This is a genomic window from Winogradskyella psychrotolerans RS-3, assembly GCF_000427335.1.
Taxonomy (GTDB): Bacteria; Bacteroidota; Bacteroidia; order Flavobacteriales; family Flavobacteriaceae; genus Winogradskyella; species Winogradskyella psychrotolerans.
The window spans coordinates 32,091-58,003 of sequence record NZ_ATMR01000180.1 but is presented as its reverse complement, the minus strand read 5'-3'; the positions used below and the strand labels follow the sequence as shown (position 1 = coordinate 58,003).

Genomic DNA, 25,913 nt, shown 5'->3' with positions numbered 1-25,913 from the left:
CTAGATACAACGCTTAATTTAGCGGACAATAATTGTTTTTTAAATCCGTTAATAATGCTTACTTTTGCATTCTGTTTAAAATTTAGGGAATTAGCTTGTTATTTAATAGCACATTCTATTTTACAGATGCAAAGCAATTAAAGTGACCAAATGAAAAGAGGACTTTACATACTACTTATCAGTATTCTATTTATTTCTTGTAGTGACTTTCAGAAAACACTAAAATCTGAAGATACTGCTGCGAAATTTGAATTGGCTACAGAACTTTATGACGCTGAAAAGTGGAATAAATCTTATAGATTGTTAGATCAAATACTTCAACAATATAGAGGAAAACCACAGGCCGAAAAATTAACCTTTATGCATGCGATGTGTTCTTATCAATTAGGAACGTATTACGAAGCAAGTTATCACTTTGATAAATTTACAGATATTTATCCTCAAAGTGAAAAAGCAGAACAAGCTTCGTTTTTAGCTGCCAAAGGGTATTATTTTAATTCTCCTGCGTATTCTAAAGAACAGAAGGAAACGGTTGAAGCTATAGAAAAATTACAAATTTTCATTAATGAGTATCCTAATTCACAATATTTAGCTGACGCTAATGAATTAGTTAAAGAGCTAGATTTTAAACTAGAGAAAAAAGCTTTCGAAATTGCAAAGCAATACAATATAATTAGAGAATACAAGGCTTCAATTAAATCGTTTAATAACTTTTTACTTGAGTTTCCTGGTGCTTCTTTAAGAAGTGAAGCTGTTTATTACAGATTTGATTCGGCATATAACTTGGCTATTTTAAGTATTGAATATTTAAAAGAGCAGCGTGTAAAAGAGGCTATAGGTTATTATAAAGTATTACAGAAGTCATATCCAGAATCAGAATATATGGAAGCGGCTACTTTAATGAATGAAGAATTACAAGAACAATTAAATACGTTTACGACTAAAAGTTAAACATTATAACGATGGATTTAAAAAAGACAGATGCACCAGTAAGTACAATTACTTACAACAGAAACGAAATAGATGCTGCAACAGATAATATCTATGAAGCAATTTCTGTAATTTCTAGACGTGCAGAGCAGATTAATACTGACATCAGACGTGAGTTAATAGACAAACTAGAAGAGTTTGCTACATATAATGATAGTCTTGAAGAAATTTTTGAAAACAAAGAACAAATTGAAGTTTCTAAGTTTTACGAAAAATTACCAAAGCCACACGCTTTAGCAGTAAAGGAGTGGTTAGATAATAAGATCTATCACAGAAATACTGAGGATCCTCAACCATAAATCTAAAGCCTTAGATGTCTATTCTAAAGGATAAGAATATTTTATTGGGCATTACTGCTGGTATTGCCGCTTATAAATCTGCCAGTTTAGTCAGATTATTCATTAAAGCAGGCGCTAACGTCAAAGTCGTTATGACGCCTGCTTCTAAAGAGTTTGTAACTCCACTTACGCTTTCTACATTATCAAAAAATCCGGTGTATTCTTCTTTTACAGATGAAGAAGACGATAACCAAATATGGAATAACCACGTCGATTTAGGCCTTTGGGCAGATCTCTTTGTGATTGCTCCTGCTACAGCAAATACGATGGCTAAAATGGCAAATGGTGTTTGTGATAATATCCTTCTAGCAACGTATCTTTCTGCTAAATGTTCAATTTATTTTGCACCTGCAATGGATTTGGATATGTATAAGCACGATTCTACGAAAGCTTCTTTTGAAAAACTAACATCTTACGGAAATAAACTTATTCCTGCCGGAACGGGTGAACTCGCAAGCGGTTTAGTTGGTGAAGGTCGTATGGCAGAACCTGAAGAAATTGTAGCTTATATTGAAAATGATATCTTAGATCAATTACCTTTAAGAGGGAAACGTGTATTAATTACCGCTGGTCCAACTTATGAGGCTATAGATCCTGTACGTTTTATTGGCAATCATTCTAGCGGAAAAATGGGCTTCGAAATAGCAAAGGCTGCCGCTAATTTAGGAGCTGAGGTTGTTCTGGTAACAGGTCCAACACATCAAAAAATCACACATCATCTTGTTACGGTTAAACCTGTAATAACTGCAGAAGACATGTATAATGAGGTGCATAAGCATTTCAATACCTCAGATATTGCTATTCTTTCTGCTGCAGTGGCAGATTATAGGCCAAAGAATGTAGCTGATGAGAAAATAAAAAGAAAGAAACCACGTTTACTATTGAGTTAGAAAAAACTAAAGACATTTTAAAATCCCTTGGTGAGATTAAAAAAGATCAATTTTTAGTTGGTTTTGCATTGGAAACTAATAACGAATTGGAACACGCTAAAGGAAAACTGATATCTAAGAATTTAGATCTTATTGTTTTAAATTCATTACAAGATAAAGGAGCAGGTTTTGGAGTGTCAACAAATAAAGTTACATTTATAACGTCTTCTAACGACATTATTGAAAATGAATTAAAATCAAAAGCAGACGTTGCTCAAGATTTAATGCACCTTATACTAAAACAAACTCATGCGTAACCTATTTTTTTATTTGCTTTTTTAGTGACCTCTGTAACGTTTTCTCAAGAGTTAAACTGCACAGTATCTGTGATAGCGCAGCAAACGGGAGCTGAAAATGACGTTTTATTTAAAACCTTAGGAAACCAACTTACAGAATTTGTAAATAATACCAAATGGACTAAAAAGACTTTTGGTCAACAAGAGCGTATTAATTGCAGTATGGTAATTAACGTCACAGAACAAAGCAATAATTTGTTTTCAGCATCGATTCAGGTATCGTCTTCTAGACCTATTTTTAATTCCACGTACAGTTCTCCTGTTTATAATTATAATGACAGAAATTTTAATTTTGAATATTTAGAATTTCAGAATTTAGTTTTTAATGAGAGTCAGTTTGAGTCTAACTTAATTTCTGTGTTGTCATTTCATGTCTATATGATTTTAGGAATAGACGCAGATACGTTTGAGCTTAATGGAGGTAATGAGTATTTCAGTCAAGCGCAAACTATAGCGAGCTACTCACAACAACTTAATGGTCAGGGTTGGAAATTAGAAGACGGCTTACAGTCGCGTTTTGCTTTAATAGATAATCTAATGTCGCCTTCTTTTAAAAATATGAGATTAGCGATGTATAAATATCATATTGAAGGTTTAGATATTATGAGTGAAGGCGCAAAAGAAGGAAAGTCTCAAATAATTTCTGTTTTAGATGCTTTACAAAAAGTGCATAGAGCAAGACCAAATTCATTCTTAATGCGTGTATTCTTTGATGCTAAAGCAGATGAAATAATGGACATTCTTTCAGGTGGACCAAGTGTTAATATTACAGATGCAATGGATATCTTAAATAGAATTGCTCCAATGCATTCTCAAAAGTGGAGGAATATTAAGTATTAGTCTTTGTTTTACAGACTGTCTTTTAAGTTATTGCATCTAGTCGAAGTGCTTTAATACCTCAAACATATTTCCACTATAATTTCATATTACTTAGCCTTAAAAACTTAATTTTGTAATACCAATAAATTTAAGCGCTTGTTAACATCACTTTACATAAAAAATTACGCACTCATCGATGAGTTAAATGTATCCTTTAATAATGGTTTAACTATTATTACAGGAGAAACAGGTGCAGGTAAGTCTATCTTATTAGGTGGTTTATCCTTAGTTTTAGGGAAACGTGCCGATCTGAGTCAGGTGAAAACTGCAGAAGAAAAATGCATTATAGAAGCTGCCTTTGATATTGCCAATTACGATCTAAAGGCACTATTTAAATCCCTAGATTTAGATTATGACGTGCACACTATTATTAGAAGAGAAATTTTAGCATCTGGAAAGTCTAGAGCATTTATCAATGATACTCCTGTAACTTTAGAGAGTTTAGTTGCGTTAAGTAGTTATTTAATTGATATTCATTCACAACACCAAACACAACAGTTAACACAAGACGATTATCAGTTTAAAGTTATAGATGCCTTAGCGGATAATAAATTGAATTTAGAAGAATTTTCTAAAGGTTTGAGTGTATTCAAAAAACTTCAAAAAGCATTAGCAGTATTAAAACTGTCTAAAGCTGAATTGATAAAAGAGTACGATTATAATCTGTTTTTATCCAATGAATTAAATGAAATTAATTTAGAGAAAATTAATCTCGAAGATTTAGAAAATCAATATGAAGAACTTAACAATGTTGAAATCATTGGTGAGAAGCTAAGTAGTGCTAAAGCCATTTTAGATGCCGAAGGACTAGGCGTAATTGATCAGATTAATTCTGCAAAACAAGAACTATCAAAAATAGCCACTTTTGGTAAACCTTACGAATCTTTAAAGGAACGTATCATTAGTGTAGGGATTGAATTAGATGATGTACTTATTGAAATTGATAATCTTGAAGATAATTTATCTACAGATCCACAAGAATTAGAACGTATTAATAGTAAACTTCAAATTGTAAACAATCTATTTCAAAAGCATTCCGTTTCAGAAATCGAAGACTTAATTACAATCAAAAAAGATTTACAATCTAAAATCGATGACACTGAAAGTTTAGATCAAACGATACTAGATAAAGAACAAGAGATTTTAAAAGCTAACGAAAAATTAAATCAAATTGCTTTAAAGATTTCAAAAAACAGAAAAAAAGTAATTCCAGTTTTTGTATCTAAGTTAGAAGCCATTCTTTCAGATTTAGGAATGCCAAATGCTAAGTTTAAAGTTGAATTAGAGCCAACAGATCAGTTTGTAAAAAACGGAAAGGATAGCTTGCAGTTTTTATTTATGGCAAATAAAGGTTCTAGCTTTAATGAGCTTAAAAAGTCGGCATCTGGTGGGGAGTTATCGCGTATTATGTTAGCTATAAAATCTGTTTTGGCAGAATATATTCAGTTACCATCTATAATGTTTGATGAAATTGATACCGGAGTTTCAGGTGAGATTTCAAATAAAATGGGAGACATTATGAAGCAGATGAGTAGTAGCATGCAAGTGTTTTCTATTACACATTTACCTCAAATTGCGGCGAAAGGCAATTCGCATTTCAAAGTATTTAAAACAGATATTGATGATATTACGCATACGCAACTCAAAAAATTAAACGAAGACGAACGCATAGTTGAAGTCGCACAAATGCTAGGTGGTTTAACAATTACAGATTCTGCCATGGCACATGCGAAACAATTGTTAAACTGATTCAATTGAATAGATGAAACACTATTTTATGATCCTATTGTTTATAGGAAGTTTTGCGTTTATAGGTTGCGCAGATGATGAAGATCCATGCGATGTAAAGCATGTTATTATTAATGGCGAATGTGTTCCAGATTATATTTTTCCAGACAATCAAACCATACAAAATGGATATAAATATTATCATCAAGAATTTGGGGTGATTATATACAAAGACGGAAATTGGGTAGATGAATGGGATCATATTATAGACGACCTAAAAATGTGAACCAATTAATACGTTTAAAGTTTAATTAACTTTGAAATCTTTACAATTCAACAAACTATCAACTAAATATATTGTAAACATGTCATACAACTTACTTAAAGGAAAGAGAGGAATCATATTTGGCGCATTAGACGAAAACTCTATTGCCTGGAAAACAGCAATACGCGTTCATGAAGAAGGAGGAACATTTGTATTAACCAACGCACCAGTTTCCATACGTATGGGACAAATAGATGAATTAGCAGAAAAGACAGGTTCACAAATTGTTCCTGCAGACGCTACTTCAGAAGAGGATTTACAAAACTTGGTAGCACAGTCTATGGAAATTTTAGGTGGTAAAATAGATTTTGTATTACATTCTATCGGTATGTCTATAAATGTAAGAAAAGGAAAACATTATACGGATCAAAACTATGCTTGGACACAAAAAGGAACCGATGTTTCTGCTATGTCTTTTCATAAAGTAATGCAAACACTTTATAAAGCAGATGCCATGAATGAATGGGGAAGTATTGTGGCGTTAAGCTATATGGCAGCGCAACGTGTGTTTCCAGATTATAATGATATGGCAGATAATAAAGCCTATTTAGAAAGTGTGGCGCGTAGTTTTGGCTATTTCTTTGGTAGAGATAAAAAAGTAAGAGTCAACACTATTTCGCAATCACCAACACCAACAACTGCTGGGACAGGTGTTAAAGGATTTGATGGCTTCATTGCATATGCAGAAAAAATGTCACCATTAGGAAACGCAACGGCAATGGATTGTGCCAATTATACAATAACATTATTTAGTGATTTAACCAAACGTGTCACACTTCAAAATCTATATAATGATGGAGGATTTAGTAATATGGGGGTTAGTGATGTGGTTCTAGAAAATTTTGTAGAAAAGCAATAACACGTAATCACTTTACTTTAACTTATCTAAGCTTTTACATTACCTTAATGTAAGAGCTTTTTTTTGCCTTAAATTTAATTTAGGCGTCATATTCTATTGTTTGAAAATACTTACAAGAATAAATCAGTGTTTTTTGTCGTTTATATTTGTGTTTCAACGATTGTGTTGTTAAAGCTAATTATATTCTAAAGATTTAACATATTTTTAGAGAATAACTAACTTAAAATTTATTTTATGAAAAAAATTACATTCTCAATTTTATTTTTTGGACTATCCTTACTAGGATTTTCTCAGATCAGTCAAAATTTCGGTACTACAGGAGTAGATAATGACGCGGTTGTCCTTACAATTAACAGCGCAGATATTACTGTTAATGGTGCTGACCCAATTACAGCTATTTCATTAGCTACATTTACTGTTCACTATAATAGTGCAACAGGTGGTACAACTTATTGTGGGGATTGGTATGATTTTGATTTAGCAGTTATAGGTGGTGCCTCAGACGGAACAACGATTCCTGCTGGATGTGATGCTGACTTTAACGGCTTAGATGTTACGGGTTTTACTACTATAACGCTTACTTCGAATGATCTTGACGGTTATTTTGATGTAATATTTTTTGATATAGATTTATTAGTTAGCTTTGATGCATCTAGTCCACCATCGTGTGATGCTATGTTATCTGCAACTGAAAATGTAACTTTAGAAGGTGACATTTCATGGTCAGAAGCTTCAGGCCTAATTGATGGTTATGATGTAGCTGTAGGAACTGCCTCTGGATTATCAGATGTTTATTCTGAAACATTAGGTAATGTTACTACGACTAATATTGGTGCGTTATTAGAAGGTACTACGTATTATGTAACTATTACACCATTTAACAGTGTAGGGGCATCAATTGATTGTGCAGAACAAACATTTGTCACATTTGTATTTCCTGTCAATGACGACATTGCTGCAGCCATAGCAGTTACTGTAGATGAAGGATTTTGTGATGGTACAAATACTAATGCAAATAATATTCAAGCATCAGGTTCTGCTGAAGCATTTGGATCTTGTTTTCAAGGTACAGAGGCGCTTAGTGATGTTTGGTTTACATTTACCGTTCCTGCAGATGTTGCAACTGTAGATGTTTCTACTGATTTTACAGGCGGAACTTTATTAGATACTGAATTGGCAGTTTATTCTGGTACCCCTGGCAGTTTAGTAGAAATTGGTTGTAGTCAAGATGATGGTGCTACTATTTTATCTAATGGATTTGCTTACAATTCATTAATTACGGATTTAGCAGTGATTGTTGGAGAGACGTATTATGTACAAGTTGAGGGTTATACTACGCAAACGGGATCGTTTTGTTTAGATATTTCTACAAACCAAGTCTTAAATACAATAAATTACGAAAGTGAATCTGCATTCACATACTATCCAAACCCAGTTAAAAACACATTATCATTAAATGCTCAAAATACAATAGAGCAGGTTGCTATGTATAATATGTTAGGTCAAGAAGTATTAAGAACTAATCCTAATGCTGTTGATAGTGATTTAGATATGTCTAACTTGGCAACAGGTGCTTACTTTGTTAAAGTAACTATAGCTAACGTTACAGAAACAATTAGAGTGATTAAGCAATAAGCATTAAACACTTTATTAAATACAGGAAGCCGCTAATTTTAGCGGTTTCCTTTTGTTTTAAACTTTATTAAATCTCTAAGTTATGCCGTATTTATAGCGTTGAAAATAAAGAATAAATAAATTCAAATGTTAAACGTTTAAATTTACATAGATGTTTTAGTGCTAAAACGGGTTTTTTTGCGTTTAAACGATTTGAAGGTTAAACCTCAGATTTATATGAATAATTAACATATTTTTAAAGAATTACTAACTAAAATATATTTTATATGAAGAAAATTACATTAATTATGGCGATTTTGTTTACATCGCTTTCTTTTTCTCAAGTTACCATAGGTACAGGTAACGACGGTGGGACTTTTGAATCACCTCCAGTAACAGCTTATTATGGTTATTCTTATGGTCAATCTATTTATTTGGCTTCGGAAATAAATTCTACGGGTGATATCACATCGATGGATTTTCAGCTTATAACAGGAGCCGATATGTCATCTGCAGATGAAATGGTAGATGTTTGGATTGGACATACTACTAAATCCTCATTCGAGTCTACAACTGATTGGGTAGATGTTTCAACTTTAACACAAGTATTAACTAACGGAACCGTTACAATAGCAGCAGATGTTTTAACAGTTACATTTAGTACTCCGTTTACCTATAATGGAACAGATAATCTAATTATTGCTTTTGATGCAAATGAAGCAGATTATGGAGGTGGATCTGATCGTGTTTCTGCAACAGATGGTCCTACAGCTAATTTGTCATTAGTTTATAGAACAGATACTCCTGCAAATAATCCAGACCCATTAGCTCCACCAACAGGAGTTAGATTTCAGTCTAGAGGTAATGTTACTTTTAATGGAATAAGTGCGTTATGTGCACCAGCAGCAGCTACTGCTTCAATAGTTGAAGATTGTGATAACGCTCAATTCTCAATATTAGTAGATGTAACTGATTTAGGAGACTCTACCAATCTTGAAATCACTAACGATGCAGGCGTTGCTTCAACAACAGTTACAGCAACAGGTGAAGTTACTGTAGGGCCTTTCCCTATTGGAACACCTGTAGTGTTAACGCTTGAAAATGAAAATGAAGATACTTGCGATGTTGTGCTAGACTCAGTTTTAGATTTTTGTCCAACTGCAGCTACGACATTAGATTATTACAACTTACAATGGCCTGCTGCATTAACATTTGCTGAAAATGAAGCGGCTGACCAATTGGTTTTTGCACAAGTATACGAAGCTGGTTTAACTGACACTACTACGGGTGCAGCAGCAGGTATTGAGGCGTGGATTGGTTACAGTGATACAGATACAGATCCATCTGGTACAGGTTGGACTTGGGAAATTGCACCATTTTTCTCTGAAGAGGCTGGAAATAACAACGATCAATTTGCTGTAGCTATGCAAGATCTTGGGTTAACCGAGGGAACTTATTATTATGCTAGTCGTTTTACTTTAAACGCAGGTCCTTATATGTATGGAGGTTTTGAAGGAGCATGGGATGCAACAACTAATCCATCGGGTGTGTTAACGGTTACAGCACGTTTAGCAGTTCCTGGTGACGATTGTGCAAACCCAATTGTTATAAACACTTTGCCATATAACACTACAGACGATACTGTTAATTATACTAATTTTTTCGGGAATGGTGATAGTGTTTGTAATGCTAATTATTTAAGTGGAAATGACGTTGTTTATACATATACACCAAGCGCAGATGCTAATATTAATTTAGATTTAACAGAATTAACAGCTACGTGGTCTGCTATTCATTTATTAGATGGATGTCCTACGGATGAAGCAACGGCTTGTGTAGGTTTTGCAGGTTCTAGTGGTAGTGCTGATAGAGGTATTGAAGGTGTAGATGTTGTTGGAGGAACTAAATATTATATTGTGATTTCTACATTCGCAACACCAAATTCTGTGGGTTACACTTTAGATATTACAGAAAACACTTGTGCCAATGCAACGGCTACATATACTGTAGTTAGTGATTGTGGTACTAGTGGTGGATTTAATATCGAAGTAGATATTACAGATATGGGAACAGCTACTGCTGTTACTGTAACTGACGACCAAGGGAATGATGCTCAAGCAGCAACAGAGGCGACAATTTTAACATTTGGTCCATATACAAATGCTACAGATGTAGTGATTACAATTGCAGATGATAATGATGCAACGTGTGAGCAATCAAGTGAAGCATTAACACAACTAGCATGCCCTCCTGTAAATGACGATATTGCTACTGCAATAGCAATTACAGTTGATGAAGGGTATTGCGATGGCACAAATACTAATGCAACTAATTTGTCTGCAACTGATTCAGGAGAGACAGTAGGAGATTGTTTTGAAGATGCAACAGCAAATAATGATGTTTGGTTTACTTTTACAGTTCCTGCAGGTGTTGCTAGCGTTGATGTTTCTACAGACTTTGCAGGTGGTACTTTACTAGATTCTGAATTAGCTGTTTATTCAGGTATGCCAGGTAGTTTAGTGCAAATGGATTGTAGTCAAGATGAAGGAGTTACAATTTTATCAAATGGATCTTCTTGGAATTCTCTAATTACAGATTTAGCAGTAACAGTTGGTGAAACGTATTATGTACAAGTAGATGGTTATAGTGATACTAGACAAGGTTCATTTTGTTTAGATATCTCTACTAACCAAGTATTAAGTACTATTAATTACGAAAGCGAAGCTGCTTTCACATACTATCCAAACCCAGTTAAAAATACATTAACCTTAAATGCTCAAAATACAATAGAGCAGGTGGCAATGTATAATATGCTAGGTCAAGAAGTATTAAGAGTAACACCTAATGCTGTTGATAGTGATTTAGATATGTCTAACTTGCAAACAGGTACTTACTTTGTTAAAGTAACTATAGCAAATGTGACTGAAACTATACGAGTGATTAAGCAATAAGCTTATTAACTTTATAATTCTTAAAAAGCCGCTAATTTTAGCGGCTTTTTTTTGCTCTAAAATCAATAAAAGGCAGTTGGGTTCATTTCTAAATTTTGAATTTATTTTAAGCTATCGTAACTGTTAAAAATTGTGTTTGGTTTAATTACCTTTGTGACTTATGAAGGCCATTGATTTTTCATTTATTATTCCTGTTTATAACAGACCCAACGAAATTAAAGAACTGCTAGAAAGTTTTTTAAATTTTGAAGGTCAGCATACCTATGAAATAGTAATCGTAGAAGATGGCTCAACCGAAACATCAGAACCTGTTGTAGAGTTGTTTAATCATCAGCTCGATATTTCTTATTATTTTAAGGAGAATTCAGGGCCAGGAGATTCTAGGAATTATGGTATGGAGATGGCTAAAGGAAATTATTTTATCATTTTAGATTCAGATGTACTGTTACCTTCAAATTATTTAATAGAAGTGAAAACGTTTTTAGAGACCTCATATTATGAATGTTTTGGTGGTCCGGATGCTGCTCATAGTTCGTTTTCTAATCTTCAAAAAGCTATAAATTTTGCCATGACGTCTTTTATTACCACAGGAGGTATAAGAGGAGGGAAGCAAAATGTAGAAGACTTTCAACCGCGAAGTTTTAATATGGGTTTGTCTAAAAAGGCTTTTTTGGCTTCAGGTGGATTTGGTAAAATTCATCCTGGCGAAGATCCCGATTTATCCTTACGATTACGTAAATTAGGTTTTAAAACCACTCTGATTCAAAATGCATTAGTTTATCACAAACGACGTATTTCTTGGTCTAAGTTTTACAAGCAAGTTCATAAATTTGGTATGGTAAGACCTATTCTTAATCAATGGCATCCAAATTCTAAAAGTATAGTCTATTGGTTTCCCACACTGTTTAGTTTAGGTTTTATAGTTTCAATTGTAATGGCGATTTTTCAAATGCATCTTCTGTTGTATTTTTATGAATTATATTTTGCTACAGCTTTTATATTGGCTTTAACGTCAAATAGAAGTATAAGTATTGCTTTTCAAGCGTTGTTAGCTATAATTATTCAGTTTTTTGGATATGGCCTCGGTTTTTTGAAATCGACATTTAATTTGGTTATATTAAAAAAGAAACCTGAAGACTCATTCCCACAACTATTTTTTAAATAATAAATGAAAACGAAGAAGAACTTAAACATACTAGACCATTTAAAAAAGAAGAACTTTAAGCGGTTTACTTTATTTTTCGTGGTGGCCTTCGTGTTTCTTATTTTTTCAAAATTGTCTAATGACTACAAACAAACCATAAAATTAAAAGTTAATTTGGTTAATGTTGATGACGAGATACTCTTAAAAAATGATTCTACGAACTATATTCAAGCTTATGTAGAATCAAAAGGATTTTCATTAATGCCCTTTATGTTTAATAACTCTAAAGAATTAGAAGTAGATGCAAAAAATGAGGTGACTTTAAAATCTCAAAATTTTGTATTCGATGTATTAAAGCATAAATATCTTATAGAGAGTCAATTGGGTAGTGCTTACGAGGTTATTTCGATAATGCCAGATACACTATTAATTGCCTACTCAAAAAGAGCTTCAAAGACAGTTCCTATAAGATTTAAGAAAGCTATTAATTACGCTGTAGGCTATGATTTAAAAGGGGAATTTAGTTTTAATATAGATAGTGTAAAAGTAGTAGGCTCATTAGAAGAGGTGGACAAAATCGATTCTGTAACTACAGAAGCTTTGGTGCTAAATGAGATAAAGAGTGATATTAAACATATTGTGAGGTTAGATATTTCCGAGTATGATCATATTGATGTATTTCCAAAAACACTAGAGGTAACAGGTAATGTTACGCGTTTTACTGAAGGCATAATAGAAGTGCCTATTGTAATAACGAATCAGCCAGAAAATATTACAATTAATTACTTTCCTAAAGCTGTTACACTTTCGTATTATGTAGATTTAGAAAATTATGATGTCGTAAAAGCTTTAGACTTTAAAGTTGAATGTAATTATGCCGAATTAGAAGAAAATCAAACTTTTCTAATACCAAAAGTGGTTAAGAAACCCAATTTTATAAAACATGTTAATATAAAACAAAAACAAATAGATTTTATTGAACTCTAATTATGATAGTAGGATTAACAGGCGGAATTGGCAGTGGTAAATCCACTATTTTAGAATATTTTAAATCATTCGGGATTCCTGTGTACATTGCTGATGACGAAGCAAAAAAGCTGATGAACCGCTCAAAAGTCATTAAGCGAAAGTTAATAAGCTTATTTGGGGAAAAGGCTTACGTTGATGACATCTTGAATAGACCGTATTTAGCTTCAAAAATATTTAATGATAAGACGTTGCTTTCTAAAATGAATGCTATTGTGCATCCTAAAGTAGCATCGCATTTTAAACGCTGGCTTAATAGCCAAGATTCAGAATACGTTATAAAGGAAGTCGCCATTATTTTCGAAAACAATCTACAAGACCAATACGATTATATTATAACGGTTGTTGCAGATGAAGATCTACGAATGCAACGCGTTATGAAACGTGATAATGTATCACAGGAAAAAGTTAAGGCTATTATGAAAAATCAATGGTCTGATGCAGATAAAATAGAAAAATCTGACTTTGTTATTGTTAATGATGATCTTCAAAAAGCGAAGAAGCAAGTGCGAGATATTCATAATATGCTACTTAAAATATTAAAACACTAATTATTTACTTTCATTTGTTAACGTTAGGTTAAACCTAATTTATACTAAATGTTAAAATGTTAAATTTGACTGATGAGCAAAAAGCTATTTGTGTTATTGATAGTTTTAATGAGTTTATCTCTCATTGGGATTATTTTTGTACAATCATTTTTTATAAATAACAGTATAATAAATGAAGACAAAAACTTTACGTTTAGCGTAAAGCGTTCACTAAGTTACGTTTCTAAAGCAATTGAGGAATATGAATTTAGAAATTATTTCGATAAAATAGGACCGTATCTAAATAAAGAGAATAAGATGGATTCTTCCATCATTAAACAATTGTTAATTGCGGAAGATGATGATATTAATGATAAAACCATTGTACATCGCAATACTGTTTTAGAAGAACGTTTTAAGGTGCCTTCATTATTTAATGAGATTGATGCGGATAGTTTTAGTATCAGTAAGTTATATAGTGAGCGTATTACAGAGACTTATAATATTACAACTATTGATGGCGTAAGGAGAATAGACCCAGAAACTAGAATAAGAGAATATTCTTCTTTAAATGCTTTTGATAAACAGTTTTATGAAGATTCTTTTAAAGATTTATTAAAAGACAAATTGGTTTATAACCGTGTTACAGCAAAACAGGTTGAAACTTTTTTAAGACGTGAATTAGAAGACGAAGGTGTAAGTTTAGATTTTGAATTTGCCATTTATGACAATGATTTAGCAACAAAAGTGCAGTCTCAAAATTTTGAAATGTCACCAGACGCTCATGGAGTTAAGATATTTTTAGATAATAATAATGAAAGTAGTTATAATCTTTGGATTGATTTTCCTGAAAGAAAGAAGTATTTAATATCATCAATATTTTGGATGATTATACTTTCAATAATATTTACAGGTGTTATAATTATTGCTTATACTAGTGCTATTTATCAATTAATAAGACAACGTCAAATATCACAGATTAAGACGGATTTTATTAATAATATGACGCATGAGTTTAAAACACCAATTGCCACAATTAATTTGGCTTTAGACTCAATAAAAACCCTAAAATAATCAATGACCAAGAAAAGGTGTTGCGATATTTAGGAATGATAAAAGAAGAGAATAAGCGTATGCATGCCCAAGTAGAAAATGTGTTGCGTATTTCTAAGTTAGATAAGAATGAGCTAAATATAAGCAAGGAACGTCTAGATTTACACGAGCTAGTAGAAGATGCCATTACGCACGTAGAATTAATAGTTGAAGATAGAAAAGGTTATGTAAAAACACATTTAAAAGCTGAACAGACATCTGTTTTGGCAAACGATACGCATTTTACAAATGTTATTGTTAATGTATTAGACAATGCTATTAAATACTCGGATGATGCACCAAAAATAGATGTATATACAGAAAATGTAGGTAACAATATCATTGTAAAAATAGCAGACCAAGGTAACGGAATGTCTAAAGCCGTTGCAAAACGTGTTTTTGAGAAGTTTTATAGAGAACATACAGGAAATGTGCACAATGTAAAAGGACACGGCTTAGGTTTGGCATATGTTAAGAAAATAGTAGAAGACCATCAAGGTCATATATCAGTAGAAAGTGAAAAAGGAAAAGGCAGCACTTTTATAATAAAGATGCCGTTAATATCATAAAAACGAATTATGGAAGAGCAAAACAAAAAAATTCTTTTGGTAGAAGACGATCCCAATTTTGGAACTGTTTTAAAAGATTATTTAATGATGAACGATTACGACGTAGTACATGCTAAAAACGGCATGGAAGGTTTTGAAAAGTTCAAGAAGGACGATTATGATCTTTGTATTTTAGACGTTATGATGCCTTATAAAGATGGTTTTACATTAGCCAAAGAAATTAGAGAAAAAAATGAAGATGTGCCTATCGTATTCTTAACGGCTAAAGCCATGAAAGAAGATGTACTAAAAGGTTATAAAGTAGGAGCAGATGATTATCTTAATAAACCTTTTGATAGTGAGGTTTTATTAATGAAGATTAAAGCGATAATGCAACGTAAAGCAAAAGATACTGTTGCAGATAGTAAACAATTTGAATTTAAGATTGGTCGTTTTGATTTAAACTCTAAACTACGTTTCCTTAAGTTTGATGGAGGTGAACCTTCTAAATTATCTCCAAAAGAAAATGAATTGTTACGCTTATTAGCATTACACGAAAATGATTTAATGCCGAGAGAATTAGCATTAACAAAAATTTGGAGAGATGATAATTACTTTACATCTAGAAGTATGGATGTGTATATTGCTAAATTACGTAAATACTTAAAACCAGATCCAAATGTTGAGATTTTAAACATTCATGGTGAAGGCTTCAGATTAGTTATTAATAACAAATAAGCCTTTACTTTATATATAAAGAATCCAGTTCATTGAGCTGGATTTTTTGTTTCTATACGGCCGTGTATTACTTAATTTGAGTGTCTATATGGTTTAGGATGGCTTCAATGTTAGTCTCATAATCGAACCAAGTAATTGCGTCGTCTTTTCTAAACCAAGTAAGTTGTCTTTTTGCAAAGCGTCTTGTGTTTTTTTAATTTCAGAAATAGCAAACTCTAAAGTAGATTCACCTTCAAAATAAGCAAACAACTCTTTGTACCCAACCGTGTTTAATGCATTAAGATCTTTATACGGCAAAAGTGATTTAGCTTCTTCTAGTAGGCCGTTAGCGATCATTATATCTACACGTTGATTAATTCTATCGTAAATCATAGAGCGATCTGCACTTAAGCCAATACTAATGGTTTTAAATTCTCTATTCTTTTCTGAATTAGTAAGAAAAGAAGAATACGGTTTAGCTGTACCAATACAAATTTCTAAGGCTCTAATAACGCGTTGAGGATTATCTATGGCAATTGTATTGTAAGCTTCTAAATCTAAGGTCTTAAGCTGTTCTTGCAATGGAATTAAGCCGCTATTTTCTAGTTGAAGGTTAAGATTTTCTCTAATATTGGCATCCACTTCTGGAAAATAATCTAAACCTTTGGTTACAGCTTTTACATATAATCCAGAGCCACCAACCATAACTACAATAGGATGTTTTTGATGTAAATCGTTGATTTTAGAAATCGCTTCCCGTTCAAAATCACCAACACTAAAATACTCTTTAATTGATTTATGTTGAATAAAGTGATGTGGAGCGGCACTTAATTCTTCTTTGGAAGGCACCGCAGTTCCTATAGCCATTTCTTTAAAGAATTGACGAGAATCTGCCGATATAATTTCAGAATTAAAATGTTGAGCCAGTTTTATACTTAACGCCGTTTTACCAATAGCAGTCGGGCCAACAATGGCAATTACAAAGTTTTGGGGTGTTTTAGACATTATAATATCTACAAATTAATGGTGAAGTGGGTGTCCGCAATTATAACAAAAATCTGCATTATCTCTATGGTTTGAAACGTTGCAATAATCACAGTGTTGCGAGTTAAGATGAACTTTTATATTATCATTATCCAATTTCACTGCTTCATTTTTATTTTGCTCTAAGGCTTCATTTTCTTTGTCTGCTTTTTGGTTAGTTCTAACGTATTCGGCAGAGACAATTCCGGTAGGTACAGCGATAATACCGTAACCTAATATCATGATAAACGTTGTGATGAGTTGGCCTAGTGCGGTTTGTGGTGCGATATCACCGAAACCAACAGTGGTAAGGGTAACCACACACCAATACACACTTTTAGGAATATTATCAAAACCGTTAGCCTCTCCTTCAACTAAATACATAATGGTACCAAAAATTACAGAAGAAATCATGACAGCAAATAAAAATACCATAATTTTTACACGACTTGCAACAATGGAATCTTTGAGTTGGTTTGAGGCGCCTAAGTATCTCGCTAATTTTAAAATTCTGAAAACTCTAAGTAATCGTAAGGCTCTTAGTGTTACTAGAGCTTGAGATCCTACAAAGAAGAATGATAAATACATTGGTATAGTCGATAAAAAATCGATGATACCGAATGGACTAAAGATGTATTTAAGTGGTTTTTTTACAGAAACAATCCTTAAAATATATTCAATAGAAAATAATATGGTTACAATCCACTCTCCGATATACAGGAGTCTATGGTATTCTCTGTCGATACTTACCACACTCTCTAACATTACTAAAACGATACTGAGTATTATAAATACTAACAATAAAATATCAAAAAGCTTCCCAGAAGGAGTATCCGCTTCATAGATAACTTCGTGAAGTATCGATTTCCAAGTATGTTTCTTATTCGATTCCATATTCTAAATGTACGAAAAGTTAAATTATTGTTTTTCTAAAATAATAACAGTGTTGTTTTGAAGTTCGACAACTTTATCCATAAACGACTTTAAATACGGATAATATTCAGCCGGATAAATTGGCAGGCTAAATGTAACTTTAAAATAAAGTATAAGCTCATTATTTTGTAGCTCTGCATTAAATATAAGATTACCAGAGTGATTTGGTAATGCATAATTAACAGTCTTTGGAATTTCGAGAACTTTTAAATTTTCATTAAGATTTATTTTCATACTATAGTTATAAACGTCTTTATAACCAAAATCGATAGGGTAGGTTCTTTCCTGAAGTTGAAAGGGGTTTTTTTCAAAAAATTTAATGATAAACGGATTCAAATATATTTTATTACCAATAAATTCGGGTTCAAGAACAATATCCATGCTCTCATTAAAATTTGATTCAGACGTATTGAAATTGATAACTTCTAGATTATCAATAGTTATGTCTGTGTGATTATTTATTTTTTTATCTAAATAAGTAATTGGATTCTCGTCATATCGTTGTTTAGGATTGTGAGAATGGTAACCTCTAAATGTACTTTGAATATTACCAATTAATTGTTCATCTTCTAAAGAAGAGAGCGCAACACGATGTATTCGCATAGAAAAATCTTTAACGGTAATGTTTTCCCAATAACTACCATTCTCAAAATCCATTAGTCGTCCATATTGGTTTAAAGCTCTAAATGGTAGTTCTCCATAGGCTAGGTAAGGGTCTGTGGCATCTAAAAAATAAATTTCATCATCTATTATAGCTTTGACTATTACATAGTTAAAGTCCGTCAGTACAGGATATACTTTCGTAGCTAAACCATTTCCTCTAGTGGACATTAAAACAGGAAAGACCTTAATATCTTCACTAGACAAGAGGTTCTCTAATAATAGATTTATTTCGAATGCGCTACCTACTTTTTCTTTAGTCAGTGTTTTTACAGAAACATCATGGCGGTCAAATTTTCCATTCCATTTATAGTTATTAATAACATGCTTGTAAATCGATTTTGCTTTTGTAAGGTTATCGGAAATGGAAGAAATAGAATCGGGTAAAACACCTTTTACGAGACTCCTTTTGCTGATTTGTCCTCCGAAATCGGAATCAATTTTTAACTCTTTATCAACGTCTTTCCATGTTTTAGACATTTCATCAATTTTACCATCAAAGGTCCTAAAAACACTCATTTCATATTCTACTCTAGAAATATAATTTAGAGCAGTGGTTGTATAATCTTCAGGTTTATAAGCAGGAATATTTTTCATAATGAATTTAGAAATAGTACAATCTGCGCTTGCTCCATATCCAAGTACTAAACAATTTCTTTTTATACTCAAATCATGTGTGTCTAAGGGGATGTTACCCACAAGTTTTTTATGGTATTCATAATTAGCAGGAATACTTGTGTTGTATTCACTGTATAAAACAGGATCGTTACCTTGAAAAAACCATGGTTGATATTTAGTTGTAAATCGAGATTGTGTTTCGTAGCTTACGGTTATTACACTTCCTACTTTTACATTAGGCAAAACAAATTTAACTAATGTATAATTTTCGTTTTCCTCTTCAAAAATGGCTGTTTTTGTTAAATGTGTTTTTACGATTTTACCATTTTCTAAGTTATAGGTTGTGCCTTTTATATTTTTAATTTTTTCTTTAGAAGATTTTCCTTTGTAAAGTTGAACCTCAAATTGGCCTCTATCAATACCTTCTGTTCTTAAAATCTTAATCTTTTGTTCGGTTTGAAATCTTAACCAAAAGCTTTCTTCATCTATAAAACTATTTCCGTAATCATATATAACCAAGGCATTTGCTGTAGAGTCTTTAGAATAAGAGTTGAGTTCTAAATCACTTTTAGTAACGGTCATAGCCACATTATAATCTTGGGAAAAACCTAAAAAGTAATTAATAGTGCTACAATTGTAAATCTATAAATCATATATTTCAATTTAAATCAATAATTTTGAGTCTTTTGTTTCGCCTCATATAACTTTGAATAATATGCTGCGTATCTCTATTGTTTTCCATTGGAGTAATAAGAGATGCTAAGATAGCTCTATTGTTAATTTGATGGTTTAAGTCAAAAAATCCCATCCCTTTAAAAATTCCATTCTCAATTAAAAACACACTTTTTTCTTCAATACTCCGACCTTTATCAATGATAAGCATGTCTTTATTTGCGTAACTAAATTTCTCTATAAGTGTATCTACGCGTTCATTATAGTATTCTATAGGCTCTTCATTAATGCAAGCTCCAAGACATTCTTTTACTTCATATTTAAAACAGCTTGTTTTTGTGTCATATAAATCAGTGAGTTTTTGACACAAATTAAAATCTTCTGCGGCTTTAAACATAAAATGTTTCGCACTAGCTCTATTGCTAAATGTTGTAATAGGATTGTCTTCTCTATTGGATTTATCGATAAAAAGGTTGACATAACCATTCTTGTCGGTAGAACTATATAAGGCGTGTGTAAAAACAGTTCGTCGTAAGGCTCTATTAAAAATAGGTTTGTTTGCCTTTATTTCGGCACTTTCTTTTAATAATGCCGCTAATTCACTTCCTGTTTTTTCATAAGTTACAGTACTAACTAATTTTTGAATTTTTTTAGACTTAGAATTTGTTCCTGTAAAATGCTGTATAATGCGTTTTCTAATGTTATTGCTCTTACCAATGTAAATGATTTCACCGTTTGCATTGTGAATGTAGTACACACCCGTATCCGAAGGTAGTTCTTCTATAATATCCTTAAGATTGGTAGCGATGTTAGATTTCTTTTCAATCTTAATAGCATCCTTTACAATGACCTTATCTAGGTCTTTGTTCAGTAACATCTTAAATAACTTTACAGTAGCCATAGCATCACCATTAGCTCTATGTCTATCGCTCATTGGGATTCCTAAAGCACGCGTTAGTTTACCTAAGCTATATGATGCCATATCTGGTATGAGCTGCTGAGAAAGTTCCACAGTACAAAGTGTTTTCTTTTAAATGGAAAGCCTAAACGTTTAAATTCAGTTTTAAGGATTCTATAATCAAATGATGAGTTATGGGCGACTAGGATGCAATCTTCCGTAATCTCAACAATGCGTTTTGCAACCTCATAAAATTTAGGTGCATTTTTAAGCATGTTAGAATTAATGCCTGTAAGATTAACTACAAAAGGTTGAATTTCTCGTTCTGGGTTAACTAATGAAATGAATTGATCTGTTACTTTATGGCCATCAAATTGGTAGATTGCAATTTCTGTAATGCCTTCTTCATTGAACTTTCCACCAGTGGTTTCTATGTCTAGTATTGCGTAAATGTTGTATCGTTTTTAATGTTTAGTTCTTGCCTGAAAACCGATGTTTTAATCTCTCGGGAGCTGATGCGGCTGAGAACTAATTAATTATAGTTTCTTGTTCCAAAGATACTACTTCCAACGCGAACCATAGTACTTCCGCAGTCAATTGCTAGTTGGTAATCTCCACTCATTCCCGTGCTTACTGTTTTGAGTTTCGGATTTATAGCTTTAAGTTCTGTGAATGTGTGTTTTAGGGATTTAAATTCGTTTTCAACTTGTGCCATATTATCTGTAAATGTGGCCATTCCCATAACACCAACAACTTTAATATTCTTTAATTCAGAAAATTCATCGGATTGTAAAAGGGTAGAAGCATCAGAAGCGGACATACCAAATTTACTGTCTTCTTCTGCTATTTTAATCTGAAGTAAACAGTCTATAATTCTATCGTATTTTTTGGCTTGCTTATTAATTTCATTTAATAATTTAAAGCTTTCGACTCCATGAATTAAACTCACAAATTCAGCCATATATTTTACCTTATTTCGCTGAACATGACCTATCATGTGCCATTCAATATCTTTTGGCATTTGTTCATGCTTTTCAGCCATCTCTTGGATTTTGTTTTCTCCAAAAATGCGTTGTCCAACGTTGTAAGTTTCCATTAAATCGGACACAGGTTTCGTTTTTGAAACGGCAACAAGTGTAACGTGTGCTGGTAAGGTTGATTTTATGTTATTTAGATTGTCTTTAATACTCATTTTTAACGTTTGTTGTTTAATTGTTCTTATTCAATAAAGAACAATTAAGCGTGATTTTAATATTCATAAATAGTGATTCCACTTCTCAACTTCGGCAGAATATAAGTGCTTTTTGGAGGCATTGTTAAGCCTTCATCTGCAATCTCTTTCATTTGTTGCACATTAGAAGGACACATCCCAAAGCCAACGACATATTCTCCACTATCTACACTACTTTTAATGGTAATCATTTCATGTTGGCCGTTAACATACGAAATTCTATTATCATGTCGTAAATCATTAATTCCTAAAATAGATTGAAGGATCGTTTTATACAGTAATTGCGCATCTAATTGATCTAATGCGGTATTAAATTCATAAGCTGTTTTTCTTAAATAAAGCGAATAAAATTCACCATCCAAATACATGCTAAAATGATGTGGTTTTGATGGTTTATAAGGTATTATTCCTCTATTTTCAATACGATAGGAAGCATCTAGTTGTATTAAAAATTCTTTTTTAGTTAAACCGTTTAAATCTTTTATCAATCTATTGAATTCGTGAATCACTAAATCGGATTCCGAAATTAAATACGACATAAAAAAGTTATAAGACTCACTGCCATTATGATTAGGATTCTTTGCTTTTTCATCTTTGTATAATAGGTAAGATGAAGCCGATCTATGATGACCATCAGCAATATAAATTGTTTTCATTTTTTTAAATTCACTTTGAATCGTCGCGATAGTCTTTTCATTATCAATTTTCCACAAGTAATGGGTGTCTCTATACGTCATGGTAAATTCAAACTCGGCATGTTTTTTTTGAGTTTCCTTTATAATATCCGCAATTATAGCATTGTCAGGATAGGTTAATAAAACAGGCTCAGCATTAAAGCCAACAGTTTGTAAATAGCTTTTAAAAGTTTCTTCGCGTTTGGCAATAGTGTCTTCATGCTTTTTTATGATGTCGTTTTCATAATCTTCTGCGCTTGTAGCAGCGATAATTCCACTAAATTCTTGACCATGTCGGTTCACAATTTTATAAACGTAAAAAGAAGGTGTGCTATCTTGAATAAAAATACCATCCTCTTTAAATTCTAAATACCTGTTTTTAACGAGTCTGTAACGTTCTTCTCCTGTAACTTCTTGATCGTATTTATATCCAGGATTAACAATATGAAGAAAACTAAACGGATTATATGCCATTCGAGATTCGCGTTCATCAATCGTATAACTTTGATAAGGACGTGCAGCAACAAGTCCGACAATTGCTCTTGTAGGTCTTACGGCTTTGAATGGGATTATTTTTGGCATTTTTTTTAGTGAAAAGTGAAAAGTGAAAAGTGTTGAGTAAAAAGTTAAAGTCCTTTTTAGGTAATTTCACTTTAAATTAAGATTCGCTTGAACCGAATTTTTTAGGATTTAATATCATATAGTTTAAAAGATTAGCTACGTCTTGTGATTCTTTTAGTAAGTTGTTATAGGTCTCATTTGAAATATAATCACAAGCTAAAGCAAATTCTAGCCAAGTTTGTGTTTCCCCATTTTCAGCATCACAATCTGTAAGCTTACTTATAAAGTGTTTCGGATAGCGTCGTTTTCGATAGGCTTCAGATAAATTAGCGCAAACACTTCGAGAAGATCTTCTAATTTGATCAGTAAGTGAATACGTTTCTTCTCTAGGAAATTTCTTAGAAAGATGAAATATGTCCATTGCTAATTTAAAACCTTTTTTGTAAGCTATTAAGTCTTGTACTTTCATTAATTACTGTATTAATTGAGTAATCTTACTTCACACTTCACACTTCACACTTCACACTTCAGGCTTTACACTTTCTATTTCAAAAATTGCGATGCGATTTTTTCCGCCTTCCGACTTTCAGTATAGTCATAAAAGCCCTCACCTGATTTGGCGCCTAATTTCCCTGCCATAACCATGTTTACTAATAATGGACATGGAGCATATTTAGGATTTTTAAAACCATCATACATTACGTTCAAAATAGATAAACATACATCTAAACCAATAAAATCCGCTAATTGCAATGGACCCATTGGATGTGCCATACCTAACTTCATAACGGTATCGATTTCTTCAACACCAGCAACTCCGTTGTAAAGGGTTTCAATAGATTCGTTAATCATTGGCATTAAAATACGGTTGGCCACAAAACCAGGATAATCATTAACCTCAGTTGGTACTTTACCTAAGGTTTTAGATAAGTCCATAATCGTAGTCGTTACGTCATCGCTCGTACTATAACCTCTAATGATTTCTACCAATTTCATAATTGGCACAGGATTCATAAAGTGCATGCCTATAACTTTCTCTGGTCGAGATGTGACAGCTGCAATTTGAGTTATAGAAATTGAAGAGGTATTCGTAGCTAAAATGGTGTTTTCACTACAAACAGCATCAAGTTGTTTAAAGATTTTTAATTTTAAATCGATGTTTTCTGTGGCTGCTTCAACAACCAAATCAACATTTTTAACACCATCTTCTGTACTCGTAAATGTGGTAATATTTCCTAAAGTTTCTGCTTTATCAGCCTCGCTAATTTTTTCTTTAGCGACCATTCTGTCTAAATTTCTGGCAATGGTATCCATACCTCGTTTTAGAGACGCTTCACTAAGATCTATAAGTTGAACTTTAAATCCGGATTGTGCAAAAGTATGAGCAATACCATTTCCCATAGTACCTGCACCTATTACTGCTATGTTTTTCATTTCTGATGTATTTGTCATTGCGAGACTTTTTTCAAGTCGTGGCAATCTATTTGATTAATAATTTAATATTGAATTTGAATTTCAATTAAAAAAGTTGATCATATTCAGTCCTCAGTCCTCAGTCCTCAGTCCTTAGTCGTTATGACGTTTCGTTTTTAAAACTGATTAATAATCATGTTTGCTACGCGCAAGGCTTCAGTACCGTCGTGCAAAGTAACAATTGGCTTTGTATTGTTATTAATGGCATCTGCAAACGCTTCTAATTCGTCTAAAATAGCATTGTTGTTTGCTATTTCTGGATTGTCGAAATAGATTTGCTTTTTAATACCTTCCGCATTCTGAAGAATCATATCAAAATCACCAGGGTTTTCTGGAGCATCTTTCATTTTAACCACTTCACATTTCTTTTCTAAAAAATCTACAGAGATGTAAGCATCTTTTTGAAAGAAACGTGTTTTTCGCATATTTTTTAATGAAATACGACTTGCTGTTAAATTAGCGACACAGCCATTTTTGAATTCGATACGTGCATTAGCAATATCTGGTGTTTCACTAACAACCGAAACTCCACTTGCCGAAATATGCTTAACCGGAGATTGCACTACAGAAAGAATAATATCAATATCATGAATCATTAAATCTAAAACCACTGGCACATCTGTACCACGAGGATTAAACTCAGCAAGTCTATGACATTCTATAAACATCGGATTCTTAATCTGATCTTTAACGCCAATAAAAGCAGGATTAAAACGCTCTACATGTCCAACTTGACCTTTAACGCCGTGTTCTGCAACTAGAGTTCTAATCGTTTCAGCCTCTTCAACCGTATTGGTAATCGGTTTTTCTATAAAAATATGTTTTCCTTTTTTGATGGCTAGTTTAGCACAATCATAATGGGAAAGGGTAGGAGTTACAATATCAACGACATCAACGGCTTCTATTAAATCATCAATAGAATCGAAGTATCGATAACCAAATTCCTCTACAACACGTTTAGCGTTTTCAGGATCAGCATCATAGAAACCAATAAGGTCGTATTTATTGGATTGGTTGAGTAATCTCAAATGAATTTTACCAAGGTGACCAGCACCAAGCACACCAGCTTTGAGCATATTTTTTATGTTTTTAACAAAAATAGTGGATTTGTATTAGAAAATTCGCAAAGAAAGTCTAAAAGTTCGTTGTAAGAATTGTCAGCATTATAATTGATTCTAGCCATAGGATACATCGCACTTAAAAA

At 32.5% G+C, this 25,913-nt stretch carries 21 protein-coding genes and 3 pseudogenes; 15 read left to right on the top strand and 9 right to left on the bottom strand.

Going from position 1 to position 25,913, the window contains the following annotated elements:
• The first annotated feature begins 150 nt into the window (after positions 1-150).
• From ADIWIN_RS16540 to ADIWIN_RS16475, 15 genes and pseudogenes are all read left to right on the top strand, one after another.
• The gene (locus ADIWIN_RS16540) at positions 151-951 is read left to right on the top strand and encodes an outer membrane protein assembly factor BamD (RefSeq protein WP_020896010.1); all 801 of its coding nucleotides are present in this window, start codon (positions 151-153) and stop codon (positions 949-951) included.
• A gap of 11 nt (positions 952-962) precedes the next feature.
• On the top strand, positions 963-1,289 hold the full coding sequence (locus tag ADIWIN_RS16535) for a DNA-directed RNA polymerase subunit omega (protein WP_020896009.1): 327 nt from the start codon (positions 963-965) through the stop codon (positions 1,287-1,289).
• Positions 1,290-1,303: 14 nt separating this feature from the next.
• Positions 1,304-2,514, top strand: a pseudogene (gene coaBC / locus ADIWIN_RS16530) (bifunctional phosphopantothenoylcysteine decarboxylase/phosphopantothenate--cysteine ligase CoaBC).
• A gap of 24 nt (positions 2,515-2,538) precedes the next feature.
• Positions 2,539-3,393 (top strand): type IX secretion system protein PorD, encoded by an 855-nt coding sequence (porD, locus tag ADIWIN_RS16525; protein ID WP_051155489.1) that lies wholly within the window; start codon positions 2,539-2,541, stop codon positions 3,391-3,393.
• Positions 3,394-3,528: 135 nt separating this feature from the next.
• Complete coding sequence (recN, locus tag ADIWIN_RS16520; RefSeq protein ID WP_020896005.1) at positions 3,529-5,181, top strand: DNA repair protein RecN; 1,653 nt, start codon at positions 3,529-3,531, stop codon at positions 5,179-5,181.
• Positions 5,182-5,194: 13 nt separating this feature from the next.
• Positions 5,195-5,446, top strand: coding sequence for a hypothetical protein (locus ADIWIN_RS16515; protein WP_152487284.1), 252 nt, complete (start codon positions 5,195-5,197; stop codon positions 5,444-5,446).
• A 79-nt stretch (positions 5,447-5,525) separates the two neighbouring features.
• Positions 5,526-6,344: an enoyl-ACP reductase FabI gene (locus tag ADIWIN_RS16510; RefSeq protein WP_020896003.1), complete on the top strand. Its 819-nt coding sequence runs from the start codon at positions 5,526-5,528 to the stop codon at positions 6,342-6,344.
• A gap of 234 nt (positions 6,345-6,578) precedes the next feature.
• Positions 6,579-7,979: a T9SS type A sorting domain-containing protein gene (locus ADIWIN_RS16505; RefSeq protein WP_020896002.1), complete on the top strand. Its 1,401-nt coding sequence runs from the start codon at positions 6,579-6,581 to the stop codon at positions 7,977-7,979.
• 266 nt (positions 7,980-8,245) lie between these two features.
• Complete coding sequence (locus tag ADIWIN_RS16500) at positions 8,246-10,909, top strand: T9SS type A sorting domain-containing protein (protein WP_040757638.1); 2,664 nt, start codon at positions 8,246-8,248, stop codon at positions 10,907-10,909.
• Between the two features lie 160 nt (positions 10,910-11,069).
• Positions 11,070-12,074, top strand: coding sequence for a glycosyltransferase family 2 protein (locus ADIWIN_RS16495; RefSeq protein ID WP_020896000.1), 1,005 nt, complete (start codon positions 11,070-11,072; stop codon positions 12,072-12,074).
• A gap of 3 nt (positions 12,075-12,077) precedes the next feature.
• Positions 12,078-13,040, top strand: a complete 963-nt coding sequence (locus tag ADIWIN_RS16490; protein WP_020895999.1) for a YbbR-like domain-containing protein — start codon at positions 12,078-12,080, stop codon at positions 13,038-13,040.
• Positions 13,041-13,042: 2 nt separating this feature from the next.
• Entirely contained in the window at positions 13,043-13,630 is a 588-nt protein-coding gene (coaE, locus tag ADIWIN_RS16485; protein WP_020895998.1) for a dephospho-CoA kinase, read from the top strand.
• A gap of 72 nt (positions 13,631-13,702) precedes the next feature.
• On the top strand, positions 13,703-14,683 hold the full coding sequence (locus tag ADIWIN_RS21990) for a sensor histidine kinase family protein (protein WP_020895997.1): 981 nt from the start codon (positions 13,703-13,705) through the stop codon (positions 14,681-14,683).
• A 35-nt stretch (positions 14,684-14,718) separates the two neighbouring features.
• A complete protein-coding gene (locus tag ADIWIN_RS21985) occupies positions 14,719-15,270 on the top strand; it encodes a sensor histidine kinase (protein WP_316929660.1) in 552 nt (183 codons plus the stop codon).
• A 9-nt stretch (positions 15,271-15,279) separates the two neighbouring features.
• Entirely contained in the window at positions 15,280-15,987 is a 708-nt protein-coding gene (locus ADIWIN_RS16475; RefSeq protein ID WP_020895995.1) for a response regulator transcription factor, read from the top strand.
• A gap of 67 nt (positions 15,988-16,054) precedes the next feature.
• On the opposite strand, the pseudogene miaA reads toward ADIWIN_RS16475, so the two are convergent.
• The 9 genes and pseudogenes from miaA to ADIWIN_RS16430 all read right to left on the bottom strand — a co-directional run bounded on the left by miaA (position 16,055) and on the right by ADIWIN_RS16430 (position 25,785).
• Positions 16,055-16,971 (bottom strand): annotated as a pseudogene (gene miaA, locus ADIWIN_RS16470) (tRNA (adenosine(37)-N6)-dimethylallyltransferase MiaA).
• 15 nt (positions 16,972-16,986) lie between these two features.
• The gene (locus ADIWIN_RS16465) at positions 16,987-17,883 is read right to left on the bottom strand and encodes an ion transporter (RefSeq protein WP_020895993.1); all 897 of its coding nucleotides are present in this window, start codon (positions 17,881-17,883) and stop codon (positions 16,987-16,989) included.
• A gap of 24 nt (positions 17,884-17,907) precedes the next feature.
• Entirely contained in the window at positions 17,908-19,782 is a 1,875-nt protein-coding gene (locus ADIWIN_RS16460) for a DUF3858 domain-containing protein (RefSeq protein WP_020895992.1), read from the bottom strand.
• Between the two features lie 76 nt (positions 19,783-19,858).
• A pseudogene (locus ADIWIN_RS16455) lies at positions 19,859-21,222 on the bottom strand (exonuclease domain-containing protein).
• Between the two features lie 80 nt (positions 21,223-21,302).
• The gene (locus tag ADIWIN_RS16450) at positions 21,303-21,962 is read right to left on the bottom strand and encodes a YggS family pyridoxal phosphate-dependent enzyme (protein ID WP_020895990.1); all 660 of its coding nucleotides are present in this window, start codon (positions 21,960-21,962) and stop codon (positions 21,303-21,305) included.
• A gap of 56 nt (positions 21,963-22,018) precedes the next feature.
• A complete protein-coding gene (locus ADIWIN_RS16445; RefSeq protein ID WP_020895989.1) occupies positions 22,019-23,257 on the bottom strand; it encodes a DUF1015 domain-containing protein in 1,239 nt (412 codons plus the stop codon).
• Between the two features lie 76 nt (positions 23,258-23,333).
• A complete protein-coding gene (locus ADIWIN_RS16440; RefSeq protein WP_020895988.1) occupies positions 23,334-23,705 on the bottom strand; it encodes a four helix bundle protein in 372 nt (123 codons plus the stop codon).
• Between the two features lie 74 nt (positions 23,706-23,779).
• Positions 23,780-24,670 (bottom strand): 3-hydroxyacyl-CoA dehydrogenase family protein, encoded by an 891-nt coding sequence (locus tag ADIWIN_RS16435; RefSeq protein WP_040757646.1) that lies wholly within the window; start codon positions 24,668-24,670, stop codon positions 23,780-23,782.
• A gap of 155 nt (positions 24,671-24,825) precedes the next feature.
• Complete coding sequence (locus tag ADIWIN_RS16430; RefSeq protein WP_020895986.1) at positions 24,826-25,785, bottom strand: Gfo/Idh/MocA family protein; 960 nt, start codon at positions 25,783-25,785, stop codon at positions 24,826-24,828.
• Positions 25,786-25,913 lie beyond the last annotated feature (128 nt).